Origin of the sequence: Streptomyces sp. NBC_00252 (genome assembly GCF_036187565.1) — a bacterium.
Classification (GTDB): domain Bacteria; phylum Actinomycetota; class Actinomycetes; order Streptomycetales; family Streptomycetaceae; genus Streptomyces.
Genome location: NZ_CP108087.1, coordinates 2138740 through 2159549 on the forward strand (window position 1 = coordinate 2138740; position 20810 = coordinate 2159549).

Below are 20810 nucleotides of genomic sequence, written 5' to 3' on the forward strand. Positions count from 1 at the left end.
CCGACGGCACGGCGATCCCCTTCGTGGTCAACCAACCCGGACATCACGGGAGTTGGGCCGCGGGAACCCCGGCGAATCGGCGGCCGGACCCGGCCCGCCCCTCAGCCGACCTGGCGGCCGAACGCCTCGTACGCCGTCTCGTCGAAGAGCACGAACGTGACCTCCTCGACAGCCGACGGAGTCGCCCGCACCGTCTCCACCGCGATGCGTGCCGCGTCGTCCATCGGCCAGCCGAAGATCCCGGCGGACACGGCGGGGAACGCGACCGTGCGGGCGCCGAGTTCGTCGGCGACGCGGAGGGACTCCCGGTAGCAGGAGGCGAGTTGGGCCGAGCGGTCCTCCTCACGGGAGTACACCGGGCCCACCGTGTGGATCACCCACCGCGCGTCCAGCTCGCCCGCCGTCGTCGCGACCGCCTGGCCCGTCGACAGGCCCTTGCCGTAGTGCGAGGCGCGGAGCCTGCGGCAGTCCTCCAGGATCGCGGGGCCGCCCCGGCGGTGGATCGCGCCGTCGACTCCCCCGCCGCTCAGGAGTGAGGAGTTGGCCGCGTTGACGATCGCGTCGGCGGTCTGCCGGGTGATGTCGCCCCGGACGAGGGTGATGGTGGTCATGCCTGCCTCAGTCTGCGCCAGACGGCCTTCGCCGCGTTGTGTCCCGACATGCCGTGCACCCCGGGGCCGGGCGGGGTCGAGGAGGAGCAGATGAACACGGCCGGGTGCGGGGTGCCGTACGGGGAGAGCGAGAGCTTGGGGCGCAGCAGGATCTGGAGGCCCGAGACCGCGCCGGAGCCGATGTCGCCGCCCACGTAGTTCGCGTTGCGGGCCGCGAGTTCGGGTGGGCCGGCGGTCGCGCGGGCGAGCACGCGGTCGCGGAACCCCGGGGCGAAGCGCTCCAGTTGACGCTCCAGGGCGTCCGTGAGGTCGCCGGTCCAGCCGCTGGGGACATGGCCGTAGGCCCAGAAGACGTGCTTGCCGGCCGGGGCGCGGGTGGGGTCGACGACGCTGGGCTGCACGGTGATCATGAACGGCCGGTCGGGGGCGCGGTTCTCGCGGGACGCAGCGCGCAGGGCGGTGTTGATCTCCGTGCTGTCGGCGCCGATCTGGACCGTGCCGGCGGTGCGCGCCTCCTCGGCGGTCCAGGGGACCGGGCCGTCCAGCGCGTAGTCGACCTTGAACACGCCCGGGCCGTAACGGTAGTTGGCGTAGTGGTCGCCGAAGCCCGCGATCTTCGCGAGGGCGGTGGGCGAGGTGTCGAAGACGTAGGCGCGGGCCGGGGGGAGGTCGTCGAGGCGCTTGACCTCGTAGTCGGTGTGGATCTCGCCGCCGAGGTCCTTGAGGTAGGCGGCGAGGGCGTCCGAGATGGTCTGGGAGCCGCCGCGGGCCACCGGCCAGCCACGCGCGTGTGCCGCCAGCGCGAAGACCAGGCCGATCGCGCCGGTCGCGAACCCGCTGAGCGGGGCCATCACATGGCCGACGAGTCCGGCGAACAGGGTCTTGGCGCGCTCGTCCCGGAAGCGGCTGGTGAGCCACGTCGACGGGGGCAGGCCGGCCAGGCCGAAGCGGGCGAGGGTGACCGGGTCGCGCGGCAGCGCGGTGCCCGGCAGGGACATGAAGTCGCGGACCAGGGTGTCCCACTTGGGCAGGAAGGGCTCGACCAGCCTGCGGTACGCCCCCGCGTCACGCGGTCCGAACGACGCGGCCGTCTCCGCGACCGAGCGGGACAGCACGGCCGCGCTGCCGTCGGTGAACGGGTGCGCCATGGGCAGCTCGGGGTGCAGCCACTCCAGGCCATAGCGCTCCAGGGGCAGGGCGCGGAACGCCGGGGAGTTGACCCCGAGCGGGTGCGCCGCCGCGCACGGGTCGTGCCGGAAGCCGGGGAGGGTCAGCTCCTCGGTGCGGGCGCCGCCGCCCACGGTGTCCCGCGCCTCGAACACGGCCACGGAGAAACCGCGCCGGGCCAGCTCCACGGCAGCCGTCAGTCCGTTCGGCCCCGCACCCACCACGACCGCATCGAGCATCGACGGCACCTTCGGACCCCTTCGTCAGCCGATGGCAAACTCGGGCCCAGGATATGCCGCGGGACTGACAACGCCGGGGCCAGCCCGTCCAGTGTGCGGAACCCGTGACCCTACGACCCGCTGAGCAGGTCGATCACGCGGCGGGCGGTGGCCGCGTCGCGGGCTGTCGTGAACGGCAGCGCGTTGCCCCCGGTGATGCGGAAGGGCTCACCGGTGAGCGTGAGGTGGGCGCCGCCCGCCTCCTCGACGAGGAGCAGGCCCGCCGCGTGGTCCCAGGCGGCCTCCCAGGAGAAGGCCGTGGCGTCCAACTCGCCCCGGGCGATCGCGAGGTACTCGAGGCCGGCCGACCCGCACGGGCGGGTGCGCACGCCGTCCGTCCACAGGCCGAGCAGGGCGCGCTTCTGGGCGTCCGTCGTGTAGTCCGGGTGGGAGGTGGCCACGTCCAGGTCCCGGGCGGGGTCCGGGGCGCCGGAGCGCAGCCGTGCGCCGTTCAGGAAGGCGCCGCCGCCCTTCACCGCCGTGGCGAGCTGGTCGCGGGCGGGGGCATAGGTCCAGGACGCCAGCAGGACTCCCTGGCGGGCGAGCGCGACGAGGGTGCAGAAGCCGGTGTCGCCGTTCACGAACTGGCGGGTGCCGTCGACCGGGTCGACTATCCAGACGGGGGCGTCGCCCTGGAGCGCCTCGTACGTGTACGGGTCCGCGTGCACCGCTTCCTCGCCGACCACGACGGAGCCGGGCAGCAGGGCGCCGAGGACCTCCGTCAGATACAGCTCGGCGTTGCGGTCGGCGTCCGTGACCAGGTCGTGCGGGCCGGCCTTCTGGTCGATCTCGTGCGCGGCGAGCTGCCGGAAGCGGGGCATGATCTCGGTCGCGGCGGCCTTGCGGACGGCCTCTTCGACGTCGGCGGAGTGCTGTGCGAGAAACTCGTCGATGGTTTCGGTGTCTTGGATCATGCCTCCATGAGAGCACGGGTCACTGACAATCCCTACCTGCCCGGTGCACACCGGGTGGATTCACCATGAATACCGGGCGCTGGAGATCACCAAGACCGGGTGTCGGCGGGTGAGCGGCGGGATGCTCAGCGGCCCACCGCGTACCCCTGCATCCCCCGAGGGTTCGCCGCCGCCGACAGGATGCCCGCCTCCGGGTCCCGCGCGACCGCGCACAGCCGCCCTTCGGACCAGGCGTCCCCGACGGTCACGTCGTGTCCGCGCCGCCGCAGCTCCTCCACCACCGCCTCGTCCATGCGGGACTCGACCGTCACGCTGCCCGGTCGCATGCCGCGCGGGTAGAAGGAGCCGGGGAAGCTGTCGTTGTGCCAGTTCGGGGCGTCGATCGCGCCCTGGAGGTCGAGTCCGCCGCGTGCCTTCGCGCGCGTGGCGACCGCGAGGAAGAAGTGCAGCTGCCACTGGTCCTGCTGGTCCCCGCCGGGTGTGCCGAACGCCAGGACCGGGACTCCGCCGCGCAGGGCGATCGACGGGGTGAGTGTGGTGCGCGGACGGCGGCCGGGGGCAAGGGAGTTGGGCAGTCCTGCCTCCAGCCAGGTCATCTGGAGCCGGGTGCCGAGGGGGAAGCCCAGTTCGGGCACCACGGGGTTGGACTGGAGCCAGCCGCCGCTGGGCGTGGCCGCGATCATGTTGCCCCAGCGGTCGACGACGTCGAGGTGGCAGGTGTCGCCGCGCGTGCCGCCGTCGGCCGTCAGACGGGCGACGGTCGGCTCCCCCGCGCCCATCGGGTCGAAGCCGGGCTCCGCGGGAGCGACCACGCGCGCGTGCTCGCACAGTCGAGGATCGCGCCCTCCGGGGCTGCCGGGCCGCAGCTCGTACGACGCCTTCCCGTCGATCAGCCGCCGTCGTGCCGCGTTGTACTCCGCCGACAGCAGATCATCCAGGGGTACGGCGTCCGCGTCCCCGTACCAGGCCTCGCGGTCGGCCATCGCGAGCTTGCAGCCCTCGATCAGGAGATGGACGTAGTCGGCGGATCCGTAGGCGGGCAACTCGGTCGGGAGCAGGGCGAGTTGCTGGAGGAGGACCGGGCCCTGGCTCCAGGGGCCGGCCTTGCAGAGCGTCCAGCCGTTCCAGTCGTAGGTCGCGGGAGCCTCGTAGGACGCGGACCAGGAGGCGAGGTCGGCGGCCGTGAGGGTGCCGGTGTGGCGCTCGCCGCTGGTGTCCATGGTGGGGCGCCCGGCCTGCCGTACGAGGGCCTCGGCGATGAAGCCGGAGCGCCACACCTCGCGCGCGGCCTCGATCTGGGCCTCCCGGTCGCCCGCCCCGGCGACCTCGGCGAGGAGCCGCTGCCAGGTGGCGGCGAGGGCGGGGTTGCGGAACAGCTCACCCGGGCGGGGCGATCTCCCGTCGGGCAGGTACACGTCCGCCGACGTGGTCCACTCCGTCTCGAACAGCTCCCGTACGGTCTCGACGGTCGCCCCGACGTTCTCCACGCACGCGTGCCCGTCCTCGGCGTACCCGATGGCGTACTTCAGGACGTCGGCCAGGGACTTCGTGCCGTGGTCCCTGAGGAGGAGCATCCAGGCGTCGAAGGCGCCGGGGACGGCCGCCGCGAGGGGGCCCGTACCAGGCACGAGATCCAGACCGAGTCCCCTGTAGTGCTCGATCGTCGCTCCGGCGGGTGCGACGCCCTGTCCGCACAGGACGCGCACCTCGCCGCCCGCCGGGGCCAGCAGGATCGGCACCTCACCGGCGGGTCCGTTGAGGTGCGGTTCCACGACGTGCAGCACGAACGCCCCGGCGACGGCGGCGTCGTACGCGTTGCCGCCGTCCTCCAGGACGGCCATCGCCGACTGCGAGGCCAGCCAGTGGGTGGAGGACACCATGCCGAAGGTGCCCTGGAGCGTGGGTCGGGTGGTGAACATACGGAAAATCTACAGAACGGCGGAATCCAGGGACCCTAGGCGTTCATGAACTGCCCCGGCTTCAGTGCCCGGTCGCTGATCCGGACGTCGCCGATGGTGCCGTGGAAGACCTGGCTGACCGCGCCCGCCCACTGGTAACCGCCAAGCAGGAACGGCATGTTGAGGGTGGTCAGGCCGACGGCCGTGCTGGTCGGGTTGCGGCCCTCCTCGCAGCCGTTGACGTAGAGCTTGCTGACGCGGCCGTCGTTGGTGACGGCGACGTGCCACCACTCCTCCTGCTGGAGGAGGTGGCTCCAGGCGGTGGTGGCGCCGTCCTGGTTGAGCGGGTAGGCGTTCCACTGCAGCTCGATGGAGCTGGAGAGGCTGATGGTCAGGACGGGTTCGTCGGCGGTCGCGGAGGGGCCGTTCTTGCCCGCCTGTGCCGCCGTGCCCGCGCGGCTGAGCATCGAGGACCAGCCATTGCGGCCGCCGTCCCAGTCGGCGGGGACCTTGAAGAAGACCTCGAAGGTGAAGCCCCGCGCGAAGGTCTCGCGGTTGAGCGGTGCCTTGTCGACGGTCTGGAGGTACGCGCCGCTGACCGGGTTGCCCTGGCCCGCGAACACCAGCCCCGCGTGGGCGGGTTGGTCCGGGTGGTGGTCGCCGGTCCAGGTGAGCGCGTGCGCCGGGGTGCCGGGGACGGTCTTGAGGACGAGGTCGTTGCCGTGGCCCGCCTGGTCCTTGACGACCGTGCCGGAGGCGACGTCGGCGCCGGCCGTGCCGCCCTCGTCGAACCGCCAGTAGGCCAGCGTGCCCGGCAGCAGCATCCGGCGCGCGGGACGGGACCTGCGCGGCGGGACCGGCGCGAACCCGGCGAAGCGCTTCTCGAAGTCGATCTCCATCGAGAAGTAGTCGACCTTGGAGGTCAGTTCGAGTTCCTTCGCCGCGAGGGCGTTCGCCTCGCCCTTCTCCGCCAGTTCGCGGATCCACGGCGAGAACGTGGCGATGTCGATCATGCCGCGGTCGAGGTCGAAGCGGTAGGAGCGGATCATGCCCGCGCCGCCGTAGTAGCGGTCCTGGTAGTTGGTGATGTGCAGGTGGACGTCGTTCCCGGCGCTGTTCTTCAGCACGGTGCTGCCGGGCGGCCAGTAGTGGCCGTTGAGGGTGAGGAAGATCTGGTCGTTGTCCTTGATCAGGCCGTCCCACAACTGCTGTCCGTAGTCGGAGAGTTCGGCGACGCCGTCGTCGTCGGCGCCGACGATCTCGTGGGTGGTGACGATCACCGGCAGCGTCGGGTTCTCCGCGATGACCGCGTTGGCCCACGCGAACCCCTTCGCGGACAGGCGCCAGTCGAGCGACAGCAGCATCCACCTCCGGCCGCCCGCGCGGAAGATGTGCGCGGTGTTGTAGCCGTCGGGGCTGGAGGAGTGATAGCCGGGCGTCCGCTTCGCGCGGGCCGGGCCGAAGGTGTCCAGGTAGGGGGTACGGCCCCGCTGGTCGTCGGCGGACACGTCGTGGTTGCCGGCCAGCACGCCGTACGAGGCTCCCGCGCGGTCCAGCATGTCGAACACCTTGGTGACCGCCGCGTACTCCCCGGCGAGCCCGTTCTGCGTCACGTCACCGAGGTGCGCGAGGAACACGATGTTCTCGTCGTTGCCGCCCGCACGCCGCTTCGGGTCGAGGACCCAGCGGAACGACGCCTCCATCGGGACGGGGTGGATGCGGTCCTGGTCGAACATGTACTGCGTGTCCGGCATCACGACCACGGTGAACCGCGGGTTGTCCGGATCGGGGTCCCACGTCCCGCGCGGCGCCGGTGACATCGTTGTCTGACCGTACGGGTCGCTGTCGCCCTTGGCCGCGTACGCGGGCGCCGCGCCCAGCAGCCCCGCGGCGGCCGTGCCCGCGCCGAGCGCGCCGGCCCGGTGCAGGAACGTACGGCGGCTCGACGCTGCGATGCCGTCGCCGTCGAGGTCCGCGGTGCGGGGGCACTCGCAGCCCGCCGTGTGCCGCTCGTGGTCGTCGAGGCCTCTGCCGGCCGTGGGTGAGCTGTCCATGTCCGCTCCAAATGCCGAGGTGAAGAACGGCGTCACGCTACGGACGGCTGCGGTACGGCGGGCTTGCGTGCCGGGTACCGGCTGCCGAACGCTCCCCCAACACCACCCGCCCCACTAGGCGCCGCGCCGCCCCGCCGTGAGCAGATGGCCGCTGGTGCCGAGCAGCGTCGGCTCGGACTCGATCCGGCGGGTGGCCGCGAGGACGGCCTCGCGGCGGTCCGGGTCGTCCAGCCAGTCCTCGATGCCGCCCATCAGCCAGGCGACGCCCTCCAGGCCGTACTGGCCCGTGACGGTGAGGTCCGCGTCCGTGAACTCCTCGGGGGCTTCGTGCGGTTGGGCGAAGTAGGCGGTCGTGAAGAGGCCGCCGTCCTCGGAGTCGTGCCGCCCCTCCTCCCTCTCGCGGTCGACCCGCGCGCGGTGCCCGGCGGTGAAGTACAGCTCCTGCCTGAGCATGTCGTGCAGTCCCGCGAACCGGTTGATCGTCGCCGCGACGACCGGTCCACCCGGTCGCACCACGCGACGGGCCTCGCTCAACGCCCGTACCCGGTCGGCCCGTTCGGGCAGGTGGTACAGCGGTCCGAGCAGCAGCACGACGTCGTACGACGCGTCCTGGCCGGGCAGTTCCCTCGCGTCCCCCACGCGGGCTTCCACGCCCGGCAGTCGGGCCGCCTGCTCCACGTGCAGCGGTACGGGGTCGAGGAGGTGGACCTCGTGGCCGTCCCGGGCGAGCCACTCGGCGTGGATGCCGCTGCCGCCGCCGACGTCCAGCACCCGCGCGGGCGCGGTCGGCAGCAGGCGCCGCAGGACGTCCTGGGTGCGCCAGAACTCCAGCCGGTCGGAGCCCTGTCGGAGGCGGCCGTCCTCCTTGCCCTGGGCGTAGTAGGCGAGAATCTCCTCGCGCACACGGACGGCCGGGTCCTGGGGGCGTGTCGTCTCGGTCATCGCCCCAGGGTGTGATCCGGGGCGTCCGGGGCGCAACGGGATTCCGGCGCGCGAGCCGTCACGAGCCCCGACTCGTAGGCGAACACGACGAGTTGGGCCCGGTCCCGGGCCGCGAGCTTGGTCATCGCGCGGCTGATGTGGGTCTTCGCCGTGAACGGGCTGATGACCATGTGCGCGGCGATCTCCTCGTTGGTGAGGCCGCGCGCGGCCAGCGCGGTGACCTCGCGTTCGCGGCGGGTGAGGTGCTCCAGGCCGGGCGGGGTGGCGCGGTCAGGGGGCCGGGAGACGAACTCGCCGATGAGGGTGCGGGTGACGGCCGGCGAGAGCAGGGCCTCGCCGCCCGCGACGATCCCGATCGCCTGGAGGAGGTCGGCCGGGTCGGTGTCCTTGAGGAGGAAGCCGCTGGCGCCCGCGCGGAGCGCCTCGAAGACGTACTCGTCGAGGCCGTAGTTGGTGAGGATGACGACCCGGACCGGGGCGAGGTCGGGGTCGGCGGCGATGCGGCGGGTGGCCTCGATGCCCGTCATCACCGGCATCTGGACGTCGATCAGCGCGATGTCGGGGAGTTGGGCGCGGACCAGCGCCAGGCCCTGTTGGCCGTCGGCCGCCTCGCCGACCACCTCGATGCCGTCCTCGGCGTCGAGGAGGGCGCGGAAGCCCGCGCGCATCAGCGCCTGGTCGTCGACGACCGCGACCCGGATCATCCCGCCTCCCCCAGCGGCAGTTCGGCCCGGACGGCGAAGCCGCCCTCCGCGCGCGGGGCGGTGTGAAGGGTGCCGCCGAGGGCCGCGACGCGCTCGCGCATCCCGGTGAGACCGATGCCGGGCTTCGGCGGGCGGTCGGGGTCGGCCGCTCCGTCGTCCTCGACCCGTATCGTCAAGTCCTCGTCCCCGTAGTCCAGTTGGACGCGTATCTTCGCCGGGCCCGCGTGCCGGGCCGCGTTGGTGAGGGCCTCCTGGACGATGCGGTACACCGCGCGGTCGACCGTCGCGGCGAGGGGGCGTTCCTCGCCGGTCACCGCGAGTTCGACGGCGAGGCCCGCCGCGCAGGCCCGTTCGACGAGCAGCGCGGGGGTGCCGGTGGGCTCCTCGGTGGTGCGCAGGATCTCCAGGGTGGCCCGCAGTTCGCGCATCGCCTCGCCGCCCGCCTCCTGGATGGCGAGCAGCGCGGGCGGCACCTCCTCGCCGCGCTTGCGAGCGAGGTGGACCGCAACGCCCGCCTGGAGCTTGACGATCGAGATGCTGTGGGTGAGGGAGTCGTGCAACTCCCGCGCTATGCGCAGGCGTTCCTCGCCCGCGCGGCGCAACGCGGCCTCCTCGCGGGTGCGTTCGGCCTCCAGGGCGCGCTGTTCGGTCTGGCGCAGATACGCCTGCCAGTTGCGGTCGGCGAGGCCGGTGACCACCGCGCACAGGAACCAGCCGGCCAGCAGCGCGGTCCGCTCGACCACCTGCTGGGTCGTCGGCCCGGTCGCGAAGTACGCCAACAGGAACACCCCGCCGCCCACGGCCGCCGTGCCGCGGTGTCCCGCGCGGGCCGCCGTGTGCATGGCCGCGAAGACGGGCAGACCGGCGACGGGCCCCGGATGGGCGTGCAGCACGTAGGCCGCCTCGGACGCCGCGGTCACCGCGAGGACCGCCCTCGGCGCCGTCTGGTAGAAGGCAAGGGCCGCCGCCGCAAGGGCCATCAGCACGTAGTCGAGGGCGGTGGTGTCCGAGTCGAAGGCCGCGACGGTCACGACGAGGGCGCCGATCACGACCGCGAGGGACGCGTCGGCGAGCCGCCTGCGTGGGGTCACATCGACCGGGAACCCGCTCATGTCTGCACGGTAGACCGCCGCGCCGACACGGGCGTCAGCCCTGTGGACAACTCCTGGACTACTCCCCCCGCAGTAGTCCGCGCCGCCCGGGCCCTCCCCGTCGTAGCCCCGACTGCCTTCGCCCGTACGACGACCCGGCCCGCCCCCGGCGCGCACGCTGCTGCCATGTCCACACCCTTCCGGTACACCCGGCCCCCGTCGCCCAAGTCCGCCACGGGCCGCACCGCCGAGGTCCTCGAGCAGATCGCCGTCGACTTCGGCATCGAGCGGCCCCCGACCTTCGTGGTCCTGTCCTCCGCACCCGAACTCCTGGCGCCCGCCTGGGCGTTGATGCGGGAGTCGCTGATCGCCGGCGACGGCAGCCGCACCGGCAAGGAGCTGGCCGCGCTCGGGGTCTCGCTCGCCAACAAGTGCCCGTTCTGCGCGGACGCGCACACCGTCCTGCTGCACGCCACCGGCGACCACGCCCTCGCCGAGCGCCTGGCCCGGGGCGGCACACCGGAGAACGAGGTCCACGCGCGCGTGCTCGACTGGGGGCGCCTGACGCGGGTCCCGGGCGCGGCCCTGACGCCGTACCCGTTCCCGCGCGAGGAGGCGGCCGCCTACCTGGGCACCGCCCTCTCCTTCCACTTCATCAACCGCGTCGTGTCGGCCCTGCTGGTCGAGCAGCTCCTGCCGGGCAACGCCCAGCGGTTCCGCGCGGTACGCCGCCTCGTGGGGCGGTCCGTCGCCCGCACCGTGCGCCGGACCGCCGTACCGGGAGCGGCCCTCCCCCTGCTCGACACGCCGGGACCAGGACCGGACTGGGCCGCGGGGACCCCCGTGGGCCCGGCCTACGACGCGCTGCGGACGGCCGCGCTCGCGGGTGGCGAGCTGCTCGACGCGGACGACCGGACGCTCGTACGGGAGACGCTGTGGGCCTGGGACGGGTCGCATCCGCCGGTCGTGCTGCGGGGCTTCCCGAACCGGCGGGAGCGGCCCGCGGCGCGGCTCGCGGTGCTGGCCGCGCTCGCGCCGTACCGGATCACGGAGGACGACGTGGCCGCCTGGCGCGGGCCGGGGCGCGACGACGCGGGTCTGGTGCGGCTCGTCGCGTACGGGGCGTTCGCTGCCGTCGAGCGGATCGAGACGACGATGCGGGTGACCTCCGCCCGCACCTGACACGCGGACATAAGGGGACACACGACCCGTCTGTGGTGAGGCTGTGTCACCGCACAGGCACGCAGCGAGTTCACACTTCCGCCTCACAGGGAGTCATGTGAGACTGGCGTCCCCGTCCGCAGTGCGGACCCGCTCCGCACCCTTCCCCCACGAGAAGTGCGACTTGCGTTCTCTTCCTCTGCCGCTCGCTCTCACCGCACGTCTGTCGCCGGTCGTCGTGCTCGCCACGATGGGCTGGGCCCTGACGTCCGGGCCGTTCGCCCCGACGACGACCGCCGAGCACAAGTCGACGCCCGAGTCCGGGGCCTCGCCCGAGGCCTCGGCGCCGACGGCGCCGACCGCGGCCAAGGCGTACTCCACCTCCCCCGCCCCGTGCGGAAGCGTGTCGGTGGCGACCCTCAAGTCGCTGGTGCCGGGGGCGAAGACGGCCGGCAAGGAGATCCCGTCGACGGACACGAAGGTCCGCCGCACCTGCTCGTGGAACGCGCTCAAGGGGTACGACTACCGCTGGCTCGACGTGTCGTACGAGATCACGGAATCGGACGCGGCGGCGCAGAAGTCGTACACCGAGACGACCACGGAGAAGAGCGGCGGCGGCGCGGTTCCCGGGCTCGGCGACTCGGCGTACTCGATCGTGAACCTCACCACCGAGGACAAGCAGCAGACGCGTGAGGGCACGGTCGTCGTCCGCGCGGGCAACGCGCTGGTGACCATCACGTACAACGGCAGCGACTTCGAGAACAAGAAGGCACCGAGCACGGACGTCATCAACAAGGGTGCGATCAAGGCCGCCAAGGAGGCGGTCACCGCGCTGGAGGGCGGCAAGGCCGCGTAGGCCCCGCCACCCTCCCGCTCAGGTCCTACGCCTCGACCGGTGCCGTCCTCCTGCCGGTCAGCAGGGTGAGCACCACGTAGAGCACCATCGACGTGCCCAGGCCCACGGCCCAGCCGTAGTCGGCGAGCGAGGACAGCGCCGGGATGGGCCGGCCGTCGATGAGCGGGTGGAAGTCGGCGCCGCCGACCGCGAGGACGCCACCGACCACGAAGGCGACGACGGCCCGCCAGTTCCAGCCGCCGTCGTACCAGTAGCGGCCGCCCGCGCGGTACAGGTCGGTGAGGTCGAGCTTGCCGCGGCGCAGGATCCAGTAGTCGGCGATGAGGATGCCGGCGACCGTGCCGAGCAGACCGCCGACCAGACCGAGCCAGGTGAAGATGTAGCCCTGCGGGTCGGAGTACAGCTTCCACGGGAAGATCAGCACCGCGAGGACGCTGGTGATGAGGGCGCCGGTGCGGAAACTGATCTTCCGGGGCGCGATGTTGGAGAAGTCGAAGGCGGGCGAGACCAGGTTGGCCGCGATGTTCACGGACAGGGTCGCGACCAGCACGGTCACCAGCGCGTAGAGCAGCCCTACGACGTTGTCGGTCTTCGCGGCCAGCTGCACCGGGTCCCAGATCGCCGTGCCGTAGACCGCCTGCGAACCGGAGGTGACCAGCACCGACAGGAACGCGAACAGCGTCATGGTGGTGGGCAGTCCGAGGGCCTGGCCCCACGTCTGGGCCTTCTGGCTCTTGCCGTAGCGGGTGAAGTCCGGGATGTTCAGCGACAGCGTGGACCAGAAGCCGATCATGCCCATGAGCGAGGGCCAGAACAGCTTCCAGAAGCTGCCGCCCCAGCCGAGCTTGGAGGGCTGGTCGAAGAGCGGGCCGAAGCCGCCGGCCTTGCTGCTCATCCACCACAGCATGACGAACGCGCCGACGAGCACGAAGGGCGCCGCCCAGTTCTCGAAGCGGCGGATCGTCTCCATCCCCCGGTAGATGATGGCGACTTGGAGCACCCAGAACAGCGCGAACGACAGCCACATCGTCCAGGCGTACCCGCCGATGTGCGAGGCGTCGGCCCAGCTGTCACCGATCAGCTTGCCGGCCAGGAAGTAGATCGCCTCACCGCCGATCCAGGTCTGGATGCCGAACCAGCCGCAGGCCACCAACGCCCGTACGACGGCGGGGAGGTTGGCGCCGCGCACGCCGAACGAGGCACGCGCGAAGACCGGGAAGGGGATGCCGTACTTCGGTCCCGCGTGCCCGGTGAGCAGCATCGGCACGAGCACGATCAGGTTGGCCAGGGCGATGGTGAACACCGCCTGCTTCCAGTCCATGCCGACGGCGATGAGACCCGAAGCGAGCGTCCAGGAAGCCGTGTTGTGGGCCATGCCGACCCACAGCGCGGAGAAGTTGTACGTGGTCCAGGTGCGCTTCTCGACGGGAACCGGCAGCAGATCGTCGTTGGCGTACGGCCCGCTGGGCGGCGGGGACCCCGGGGCGAGCTCCACCCGCCCGTCGGTGAGGGTGACTTGAGAGGTCGGCGGTATGGCCGTGGGAGCGGTGTCGGTCATGGGCAGGCCAATCGGATGAGGTGGGACGGGAGAGGCCGTGCGGGCGAGCCGGGGGGTGCGCGTGGGGAGCGCCCTTGACCCCCTTCCCGGGACGGCGGGAAGGGGGAGACCAACGGGGGTGTGCAGGCTAGGCGTTGACCGCCGGGATGATCTTCGCCCCGTAGGCGTCGATCGTCGCTTCCTGCGCGTCGTGCATGTCGTAGACGGCGAACTGGTCGACGCCCAGCTCCTTCAGGGCGTTGAGCTTCTCGATCTGCTTCTCGGCCGAACCGATGACGCAGAACCGGTCGACGATCTCGTCGGGCACGAAGGCCGTGTCGGGGTTGTCGGAGCGACCGTGGTGCGAATAGTCGTACCCCTCACGGGCCTTGATGTAGTCCGTGAGTTCCTCGGGTACGGCGGCGGAGTGCGCGCCGTACTTGGAGACGAGGTCGGCGACGTGGTTGCCGACCATGCCGCCGAACCAGCGGCACTGGTCGCGCGCGTGGGCGAGCGCCTCGGGCGAGTCGTCCTCGGTGACGTAGGCGGGCGCGGCGACACAGATCTTGACCTCGGACGGGTCACGCCCGGCGGCGACGGCCGCGTCCTTCACCGCCTTGACCATGTACTCGGTGAGGTAGAGGTCCGAGAGCTGGAGGATGAAGCCGTCGGCCTCCTCGCCGGTCATCTTGAGCGCCTTGGGGCCGTACGCGGCCATCCAGACCGGGAGTTGGGCGTCCTCCTTGGCCCAGGGGAACTTGACGACCGTGCCGCCGAGGTCGGCCTCCTGGCCGGAGCCGAGCGCCCTGATGACCTTCATGGCCTCGCTGATGCGGGCCAGCGTGTTGGGAGTGCGGCCCGCCACCCGCATCGCGGAGTCGCCGCGGCCGATGCCGCAGACCGTGCGGTTGCCGAACATGTCGTTCAGGGTCGCGAAGGTGGAGGCGGTGACCTCCCAGGTGCGGGTGCCCGGGTTGGTGACCATCGGGCCGACCGTCAACTTCGTGGTGTTGGCCAGGATCTGACTGTAGATCACGAACGGCTCCTGCCACAGCACGGCGGAGTCGAAGGTCCAGCCATAGGTGAAGCCGTTGCGCTCGGCGCGCTTCATCAGGCTGATGACCCGCGAGGCCGGCGGGTCGGTCTGCAGGACGAGTCCGAAGTCCATGGGCGCCACTCCTAGTTGAGGTACTGACAGGTGGAACGCGGGGTGTAGACGCCGTGGCCCGCGCGCCCGGTGTACTCCCGCTCGGTGATGACGAGTTCGCCGCGCGAGAGCACCGTCTCGACACGGCCGGTGAGGCGCTTGCCCTCGTACGCCGAGTAGTCGACGTTCATGTGGTGGGTCTCCGCGGAGACGGTCTGCTCGGCCGTCGGGTCGTAGATGACGACGTCGGCGTCGGCGCCCGGGGCGATGGTGCCCTTCTTCGGGTAGAGGCCGAACATCCGCGCCGGGGTGGCGCAGGCGATCTCGATCCAGCGGCGGCGGCTGATGTGGCCGTCGACGACGCCCTGGTGGAGCAGGTCCATGCGGTTCTCGACGCCCGGCATGCCGTTCGGGATCTTCGAGAAGTCGCCCCGGCCCAGCTCCTTCTGGCCCACGAAGCAGAAGGGGCAGTGGTCGGTGGAGACCACCTGGAGGTCGTTGGTGCGCAGGCCCTGCCACAGCTTGGCCTGGTGCTGCTTGGGGCGCAGCGGCGTGCTGCACACGTACTTCGCGCCCTCGAAGTCGGGCTCGGCGAGGTTGTCCGTGGACAGGAACAGGTACTGCGGACAGGTCTCGCCGAAGACGTTCAGCCCCTCGTCGCGCGCCCGGGCCAGCTCGGCGACGGCCTCCATCGCGGAGACGTGCACGACGTAGAGCGGGGCGCCGGCGACCTGGGCGAGCTTGATCGCGCGGTGGGTGGCCTCGGCTTCGAGGAGGGCCTTGCGGACCTCGCCGTGGTAGCGGGGGTCGGTCTCGCCGCGGGCGAGCGCCTGCTCCACGAGGACGTCGATCGCGATGCCGTTCTCGGCGTGCATCATGATCAGCCCGCCGTTGTCGGCGGCGCGTTGCATGGCGCGGAGGATCTGGCCGTCGTCGCTGTAGAAGACGCCCGGGTAGGCCATGAACTGCTTGAAGGAGGTGACGCCCTCCTGCACCAGCAGGTCCATCTCCTTGAGGGTGTCCTCGTTGACGTCGGAGACGATCATGTGGAAGCCGTAGTCGATGGCGCAGTTGCCCTCGGCCTTGGCGTGCCAGGCGTCGAGGCCCTCGCGGAGGGCTCCGCCGACGCTCTGGATCGCGAAGTCGACGATGGTCGTCGTACCGCCCCAGGCGGCGGCCCGGGTGCCGGTCTCGAAGGTGTCGGCCGCCTTCGTGCCGCCGAACGGCATCTCCATGTGGGTGTGGGCGTCGACTCCGCCCGGGATGACGTACTTCCCGGTGGCGTCGATGACCCGCTCGGCGGTCCAGGCGTCGGCCGTCGGCGTACCGGAGGTGGCTAGGGCTGCGATGCGGCCGTCCTCGATCAGGACGTCGGCGTGGAGTTCGTCGGACGCGGTGATCACTAGGCCGCCGCGGATGACGGTACGGGTGCTCATTGTTTTGACTCCGCTGGATTGTGGTCTGGTGCGGGTCTGTGGGGGCTGGGCGCGCAGTTCCCCGCGCCCCTAGGGGAGCTGCCCTCCCCGGGGCGCGAAGGCCTGCGTGTTTTACGGTGCGGTCAGGGGGCCGTACGCGTCCGGGCGGCGGTCGCGGTAGAACTGCCAGCGGTCGCGGACTTCGCGCAGCTTGGCCAAGTCCAGGTCCCTGACGACCAGTTCGGGCTCCTTGTCGCTGGCCACCTCGCCGACGAACTGGGCTTCCGGGTCGACGAAGTACGTCGTGCCGTAGAAGTCGTTGTCGCCCAGCTCCTCCACGCCGACACGGTTGATGGCGCCGACGAAGTACTCGTTGGCCGCGGCGGCAGCGGGCTGCTCCAGCTGCCAGAGGTAGGCGGAGAGGCCGCGTGAGGTCGCCGACGGGTTGAAGACGATCTCCGCACCGGCGAGACCCAACGCGCGCCACCCCTCGGGGAAGTGGCGGTCGTAGCAGATGTAGACGCCGATCCTGCCGACCTTGGTGTCGAAGACGGGCCAGCCGCTGTTGCCCGGGCGGAAGTAGAACTTCTCCCAGAATCCCGGGACTTGGGGGATGTGGTGCTTGCGGTACTTGCCGAGGTAGGACCCGTCCGCGTCGATCACGGCGGCCGTGTTGTAGAGGACGCCCGGCTGCTCCTCCTCGTACATCGGCAGGATCAGGACGATGCCGTGTTCCTTGGCGAGCGCCTGGAAGCGCTTGACGATCGGGCCGTCCGGGATCGCCTCGGCGTACTCGTAGAACGCCTTGTCCTGGACCTGGCAGAAGTACGGTCCGTAGAACAGCTCCTGGAAGCACAGGACTTGAGCACCCTGTGCGGCCGCGTCGCGGACCGCCTGCTCGTGGACCTGGATCATGGACTCCTTGTCGCCCGTCCAGGCCGTCTGGAAGAGAGCGGCACGAATCACGGTGCTCATCGGGACCTCCGGTCGCTAGGTGTGCGAGGAGCCTAGGAAGTCCGGTAGGCGTCTTTGAGGTGCACGGTGTCACGTCTGCGGGCGTGCGGCGTTCCACGGTGTCACCCTCGCTCGGGCGCATGTTTCACCGCCGTTTTCCCAGGTAGTCCCATGTTTCACCCCTGTTGCGCGTCGTGCGCGAGGAGCGCGATGTGCACCGATGCGGCCTGCTCGAAGTCGTCGAGGTCCACCCCGAGCCGCCCCTCTATCGCCTCCAGCCGGCGGTACAGCGCGGGCCGCGAGACGTGGTGGAGCTGGGCGGTGCGCGACTTGTTGCGGCCGGTGGCCAGGTAGGTGCGCAGGACGGCGAGGAGGTCCTCGTCGGCCGCGCACAGCAGGCCGTCCAACTCCCGCTCCGCGAAGGACTGCACCTGCGGGTCGTCCCGCAGCAGCCGGATCAGGCCGCGCAGATGGACGTCCTTGAGGCGTACGACGGCGGGGAGTTCGAGGGCGTCGCTGGAGTCGGCCACGGCGTCGGCGACGTGCTGTGCCTCGCGGAGGCCTGCGGGGACGTCGTCCCAGGCGGTGCGCTGCCCGGCGGCGGCCACCACCGCCTTCAACGCCCCTGATTCCGTGCGCAGTCGGCTCGCGAAGTGCGCGGCGAGGGCGTCCGCGTCCTGGTCGCGGGGCAGGCTGAGGAGGACGGCCGTGACCCCGTCGGCGAGTTCCGCGACGAGTCCCGAGAGCCCCAACAGCCGTAGAACTCTGTCGAGTTGGGCTGTGTCGCCGTCGCGGACGACCATCGGGACGAAGGTGCGTCGGTTGACGGGGAGTCCGGCCGCGCGGGCGCGGGGCAGGAGGTGGCGGGCCGTTACGACACCGCTCACCAGGTCGGTGAGCAGGCTCTGCGCGGACTGTTCCTCCCAGGTGTGGGCGGAGCCGCCGAGCATGCGGTGCAGGACGAGGGCCTCGGCGGCGCGGTCGGCGAGGAGGCGGCCGGTGGCGGTGTCGCCGCGGTAGCCGCACAGCATGATCTGGCCCCAGCGCTCGCCGCGTCCGCCCAGCTCGGCGCGGATCCAGCCGTCGCCCTCGCTGCCGCCCGCCTGCCGGGCGATGCGCTCCCAGTCGCGCAGCACGTCGTCCACCGCCGACCGCTCCCCCGCCGTGGCGAGGACGCGGTGCGCGAGGTTGGTGACGACGACGGGGCAGGCGCTGTGCGCGGCGACCTCGTCGAGCAGGCTCTGCAGCGGGGCGCCGCCGGTGATGAGCCCGGTGAGCGCGGTCCGTACGGCCTCGGAGAGACTGACGGCGGCGAACTTCCGTCGTACCAGCCGGGATTGGACCTCTTCCGTCAGCTCCGCGAAGGGGAACGGCCGGTGGAGCACGACCATGGGCAGCCCGCACCGCTCGGCCGCGCGGCGCATGACGTCCGGCGGCGCGGGAAACGCCCGGCCGAGCCCCAGCACCACGGCGGACGCCTCCGCGCGGTGCAGGGACTGGATGTACTCGGCCTGGGCCGCCTCGTCGTCGGCGAGGAGCACGCCGGTGGTGAGGACCATCTCGCCGCCGGTGAGCATCACGCCGACGTCGGCGGCCTCGGCCACGTGCACCCACCGTACGGGCCGGTCGAGTTGGCCCGCGCCGGCCACCACCTCGGGTTCCCCGGCGAGGACCCGCTCCAGGGCGAGGACCTGGCGCACCGACAGCGCGGGCTCCAGGGCGTCCAGGGTTCCGAGGGTTCCCAAGGTGGTGGTCATCACGGTCTTCCCTTGTTCAGCGTGTGCTCTACTGCGTGCTCCTCAGAGCCTGTTCGAGGATCGCGGCGCCCTCCTCGGCCTCCGCGACGGTCAGGGACAGCGGCGGGGCGACGCGCAGGGCGCTGGTGTTGTGGCCGCCGCCCTTGCCGATCAACAGACCGCCCTCGCGGGCCGCTTCGAGTACGGCGGACGCGGCCTGCGGGTCGGCCTCGTCGGTGCCCGGCTTGACCAGCTCGACGCCGATCATCAGCCCGCGCCCGCGCACTTCCCGTACGCCGGGATGCTGGGCGGCGACGGCCCGCAGCCGTTCGATGAGAAGGCCGCCGACGCGGCGGGCGTTGCCCTGGAGGTCGTGCTCCAGCAGGTAGGTGAGGTTGGCGAGGCCCGCCGCCATGGTGACCTGGGTGCCGCCGAAGGTCGAAATGCTGTTGGAGTCGAGGCAGTTCATGATGTCGGCGCGGGCGACGACACCGCCGATGGACATGCCGTTGCCGATGCCCTTGGCGAAGGTGAGGATGTCCGGCGGGCCGTTCTCCGCGTGTGCCTGCCAGCCCCAGAAGTGGTCGCCGGTGCGGCCCCAGCCGGTCTGCACCTCGTCGGCGATCCACAACACCCCGTGTTCGGCAAGGACTTCGCGGAACGCGGCGTACAGGCCGTCGGGCGGTGAGGTGAACCCGCCGACGCCCTGGATCGGTTCGGCGATCAGCGCGGCGGGCGGCCGGACATGGCCGAGCAGGTCCTTGAGGTCCTCGACGCAGGCCGCGATGAACTCGGCGTCGGTCAGGTCGGCGTAGGGACCGCGCGTGCGCACGCCGCCGTGGACGTAGAGCGTCTGGAGCGGGGAGAGGGAGGTCGGGGACCAGCCGCGGTTGCCGGTGATGCCGACCGTGCTGAAGGAGCGGCCGTGGTAGCTGTTGCGCATCGCCAGGATCTGGTTGCTGCGCCGGTAGGTCGTGGCGAGCATCAGCGCGGTGTCGTTGGCCTCGGTGCCCGAGGTGGTGAAGAAGACCCGGGCGTCCGGGATGCCGGACAACTGGGCGACGCGCTCGGCGAGTTCGACCATCGGCCGGTTGAGGTAGAGCGTGGACGAGTGGTTGATCCGCCCGGCCTGCTCGCTCACCGCCTTGGTGACCTCGGGGAGCGCGTGCGCGGTCATCGTGGTGAGGATGCCGCCGAAGAAGTCGAGGTACTTGTTGCCCTCGGCGTCCCAGACGTGCCGGCCCTCTCCGTGCGTGATCTCCAGCGGGTCCTGGTAGTACAGGGCCAGCCAGTCGGGGAGTACGTCCCGGTGGCGTCCCAGCAGATCCTTGGTCACGGCTGCACCAACCCTTCGTAGGCGTCGGGACGCCGGTCGCGGTAGAACGCCCATTGCTGGCGCACTTCCTCGATCAGCCCGAAGTCCAGGTCGCGGACGACGAGTTCCTCGTCCTTGTCGCTGGCGACCTCGCCGACGAACTGGCCTCGCGGGTTGACGAAGTACGACGTCCCGTAAAAGTCGTTGTCCCCGTACTCCTCCTGTCCCACACGGTTGATCGCGGCGATGAAGTACTCGTTGGCGACGGCGGCGGCCGGCTGCTCCAGCTGCCAGAGGTAGGCGGAGAGGCCGCGCGAGGTGGCGGACGGGTTGTAGACCAACTGGGCTCCGTTGAGCCCGAGTTGACGCCAGCCCTCGGGGAAGTGGCGGTCGTAGCAGATGTAGACGCCGACCTTGCCGACGGCCGTGTCGAAGACGGGCCAGCCCGCGTTGCCCGGCCTGAAGTAGTACTTCTCCCAGAAGCCCTTGACCTGCGGGATGTGGTGCTTGCGGTACTTGCCGAGGAAGGTGCCGTCGGCGTCGATCACGGCCGCGGTGTTGTAGTAGAAGCCGTCCTGCTCGATCTCGAAGACGGGGACGACGATCACCATGCCGGTCTCGCGCGCGAGCTGTTGCATACGACGCACGGTCGGCCCGTCGGGCACCGGCTCGGCCCAGCTGTAGTGCTCGGGTTCCTGGACCTGGCAGAAATAGGGGGCGTTGAACACCTCCTGGAACCCGATGATCTGCGCGCCCTGGCGGGCCGCCTCGCGGGCGTGTTCCTCGTGTTTCGCCACCATGGACTCGGTGTCGCCGGTCCAGGTGGCCTGGACCAGAGCGGCGCGTACGACGTTGGCCATGAGCTGCTCCTTCGACGGGACGCCAGAGCCTCTACGCCCGTAGACAAGGCCGTAGAGGGATGAACGTAAGCCTCCGGAGGAGCCTTGCCAAGACCATCGTCGTTAACCCGCGGAGTCGATCCTGTTTCACCCTCCGGTGGGTGACCCGCTGCGCCGGGTAGCCGGGTCGA

At 71.3% G+C, this 20810-nt stretch carries 17 protein-coding genes; 2 read left to right on the top strand and 15 right to left on the bottom strand.

Going from position 1 to position 20810, the window contains the following annotated elements; translation table 11 throughout:
• Positions 1–101: 101 nt before the first annotated feature.
• The 8 genes from OHT77_RS09270 to OHT77_RS09305 all read right to left on the bottom strand — a co-directional run bounded on the left by OHT77_RS09270 (position 102) and on the right by OHT77_RS09305 (position 9680).
• A complete protein-coding gene (locus tag OHT77_RS09270) occupies positions 102–611 on the bottom strand; it encodes an O-acetyl-ADP-ribose deacetylase (RefSeq protein ID WP_328827637.1) in 510 nt (169 codons plus the stop codon).
• On the bottom strand, positions 608–2017 hold the full coding sequence (locus OHT77_RS09275; protein ID WP_328827640.1) for a phytoene desaturase family protein: 1410 nt from the start codon (positions 2015–2017) through the stop codon (positions 608–610). Before OHT77_RS09275 ends, OHT77_RS09270 begins: the two co-directional genes overlap by 4 nt.
• A gap of 110 nt (positions 2018–2127) precedes the next feature.
• Entirely contained in the window at positions 2128–2970 is an 843-nt protein-coding gene (locus tag OHT77_RS09280) for an inositol monophosphatase family protein (protein ID WP_328827641.1), read from the bottom strand.
• Positions 2971–3095: 125 nt separating this feature from the next.
• A complete protein-coding gene (locus OHT77_RS09285) occupies positions 3096–4889 on the bottom strand; it encodes a gamma-glutamyltransferase family protein (RefSeq protein WP_328827642.1) in 1794 nt (597 codons plus the stop codon).
• Between the two features lie 35 nt (positions 4890–4924).
• The gene (locus tag OHT77_RS09290; RefSeq protein ID WP_328827644.1) at positions 4925–6922 is read right to left on the bottom strand and encodes a LamG-like jellyroll fold domain-containing protein; all 1998 of its coding nucleotides are present in this window, start codon (positions 6920–6922) and stop codon (positions 4925–4927) included.
• Positions 6923–7036: 114 nt separating this feature from the next.
• A complete protein-coding gene (locus OHT77_RS09295) occupies positions 7037–7864 on the bottom strand; it encodes a class I SAM-dependent methyltransferase (RefSeq protein ID WP_328827647.1) in 828 nt (275 codons plus the stop codon).
• On the bottom strand, positions 7861–8568 hold the full coding sequence (locus OHT77_RS09300) for a response regulator transcription factor (protein WP_328827648.1): 708 nt from the start codon (positions 8566–8568) through the stop codon (positions 7861–7863). The genes OHT77_RS09295 and OHT77_RS09300 overlap by 4 nt, the downstream gene beginning before the upstream one ends.
• Entirely contained in the window at positions 8565–9680 is a 1116-nt protein-coding gene (locus OHT77_RS09305) for a sensor histidine kinase (protein ID WP_328827650.1), read from the bottom strand. Before OHT77_RS09305 ends, OHT77_RS09300 begins: the two co-directional genes overlap by 4 nt.
• Before the next feature lie 165 nt (positions 9681–9845).
• Here OHT77_RS09305 and OHT77_RS09310 point away from each other — a divergent pair, with 165 nt between their 5' ends.
• Together OHT77_RS09310 and OHT77_RS09315 are read left to right on the top strand one after the other, a co-directional pair.
• Positions 9846–10841, top strand: coding sequence for a carboxymuconolactone decarboxylase family protein (locus OHT77_RS09310; RefSeq protein WP_328827652.1), 996 nt, complete (start codon positions 9846–9848; stop codon positions 10839–10841).
• Between the two features lie 163 nt (positions 10842–11004).
• Positions 11005–11676, top strand: a complete 672-nt coding sequence (locus tag OHT77_RS09315) for a hypothetical protein (RefSeq protein ID WP_328827653.1) — start codon at positions 11005–11007, stop codon at positions 11674–11676.
• A 25-nt stretch (positions 11677–11701) separates the two neighbouring features.
• Here OHT77_RS09315 and OHT77_RS09320 read toward each other — a convergent pair whose 3' ends face one another.
• The 7 genes from OHT77_RS09320 to OHT77_RS09350 all read right to left on the bottom strand — a co-directional run bounded on the left by OHT77_RS09320 (position 11702) and on the right by OHT77_RS09350 (position 20640).
• The gene (locus tag OHT77_RS09320; RefSeq protein ID WP_328827654.1) at positions 11702–13234 is read right to left on the bottom strand and encodes an NCS1 family nucleobase:cation symporter-1; all 1533 of its coding nucleotides are present in this window, start codon (positions 13232–13234) and stop codon (positions 11702–11704) included.
• A 127-nt stretch (positions 13235–13361) separates the two neighbouring features.
• Entirely contained in the window at positions 13362–14381 is a 1020-nt protein-coding gene (locus OHT77_RS09325; RefSeq protein WP_328827655.1) for a TIGR03842 family LLM class F420-dependent oxidoreductase, read from the bottom strand.
• A gap of 11 nt (positions 14382–14392) precedes the next feature.
• On the bottom strand, positions 14393–15796 hold the full coding sequence (gene hydA, locus OHT77_RS09330) for a dihydropyrimidinase (RefSeq protein ID WP_328827656.1): 1404 nt from the start codon (positions 15794–15796) through the stop codon (positions 14393–14395).
• Positions 15797–15907: 111 nt separating this feature from the next.
• Entirely contained in the window at positions 15908–16750 is an 843-nt protein-coding gene (locus tag OHT77_RS09335; protein WP_328827657.1) for a nitrilase-related carbon-nitrogen hydrolase, read from the bottom strand.
• A gap of 155 nt (positions 16751–16905) precedes the next feature.
• Complete coding sequence (locus tag OHT77_RS09340) at positions 16906–18486, bottom strand: PucR family transcriptional regulator (RefSeq protein ID WP_328827658.1); 1581 nt, start codon at positions 18484–18486, stop codon at positions 16906–16908.
• Between the two features lie 28 nt (positions 18487–18514).
• Positions 18515–19801: an aspartate aminotransferase family protein gene (locus OHT77_RS09345; protein ID WP_328827660.1), complete on the bottom strand. Its 1287-nt coding sequence runs from the start codon at positions 19799–19801 to the stop codon at positions 18515–18517.
• Complete coding sequence (locus OHT77_RS09350; protein ID WP_328827661.1) at positions 19798–20640, bottom strand: nitrilase-related carbon-nitrogen hydrolase; 843 nt, start codon at positions 20638–20640, stop codon at positions 19798–19800. Before OHT77_RS09350 ends, OHT77_RS09345 begins: the two co-directional genes overlap by 4 nt.
• Positions 20641–20810 lie beyond the last annotated feature (170 nt).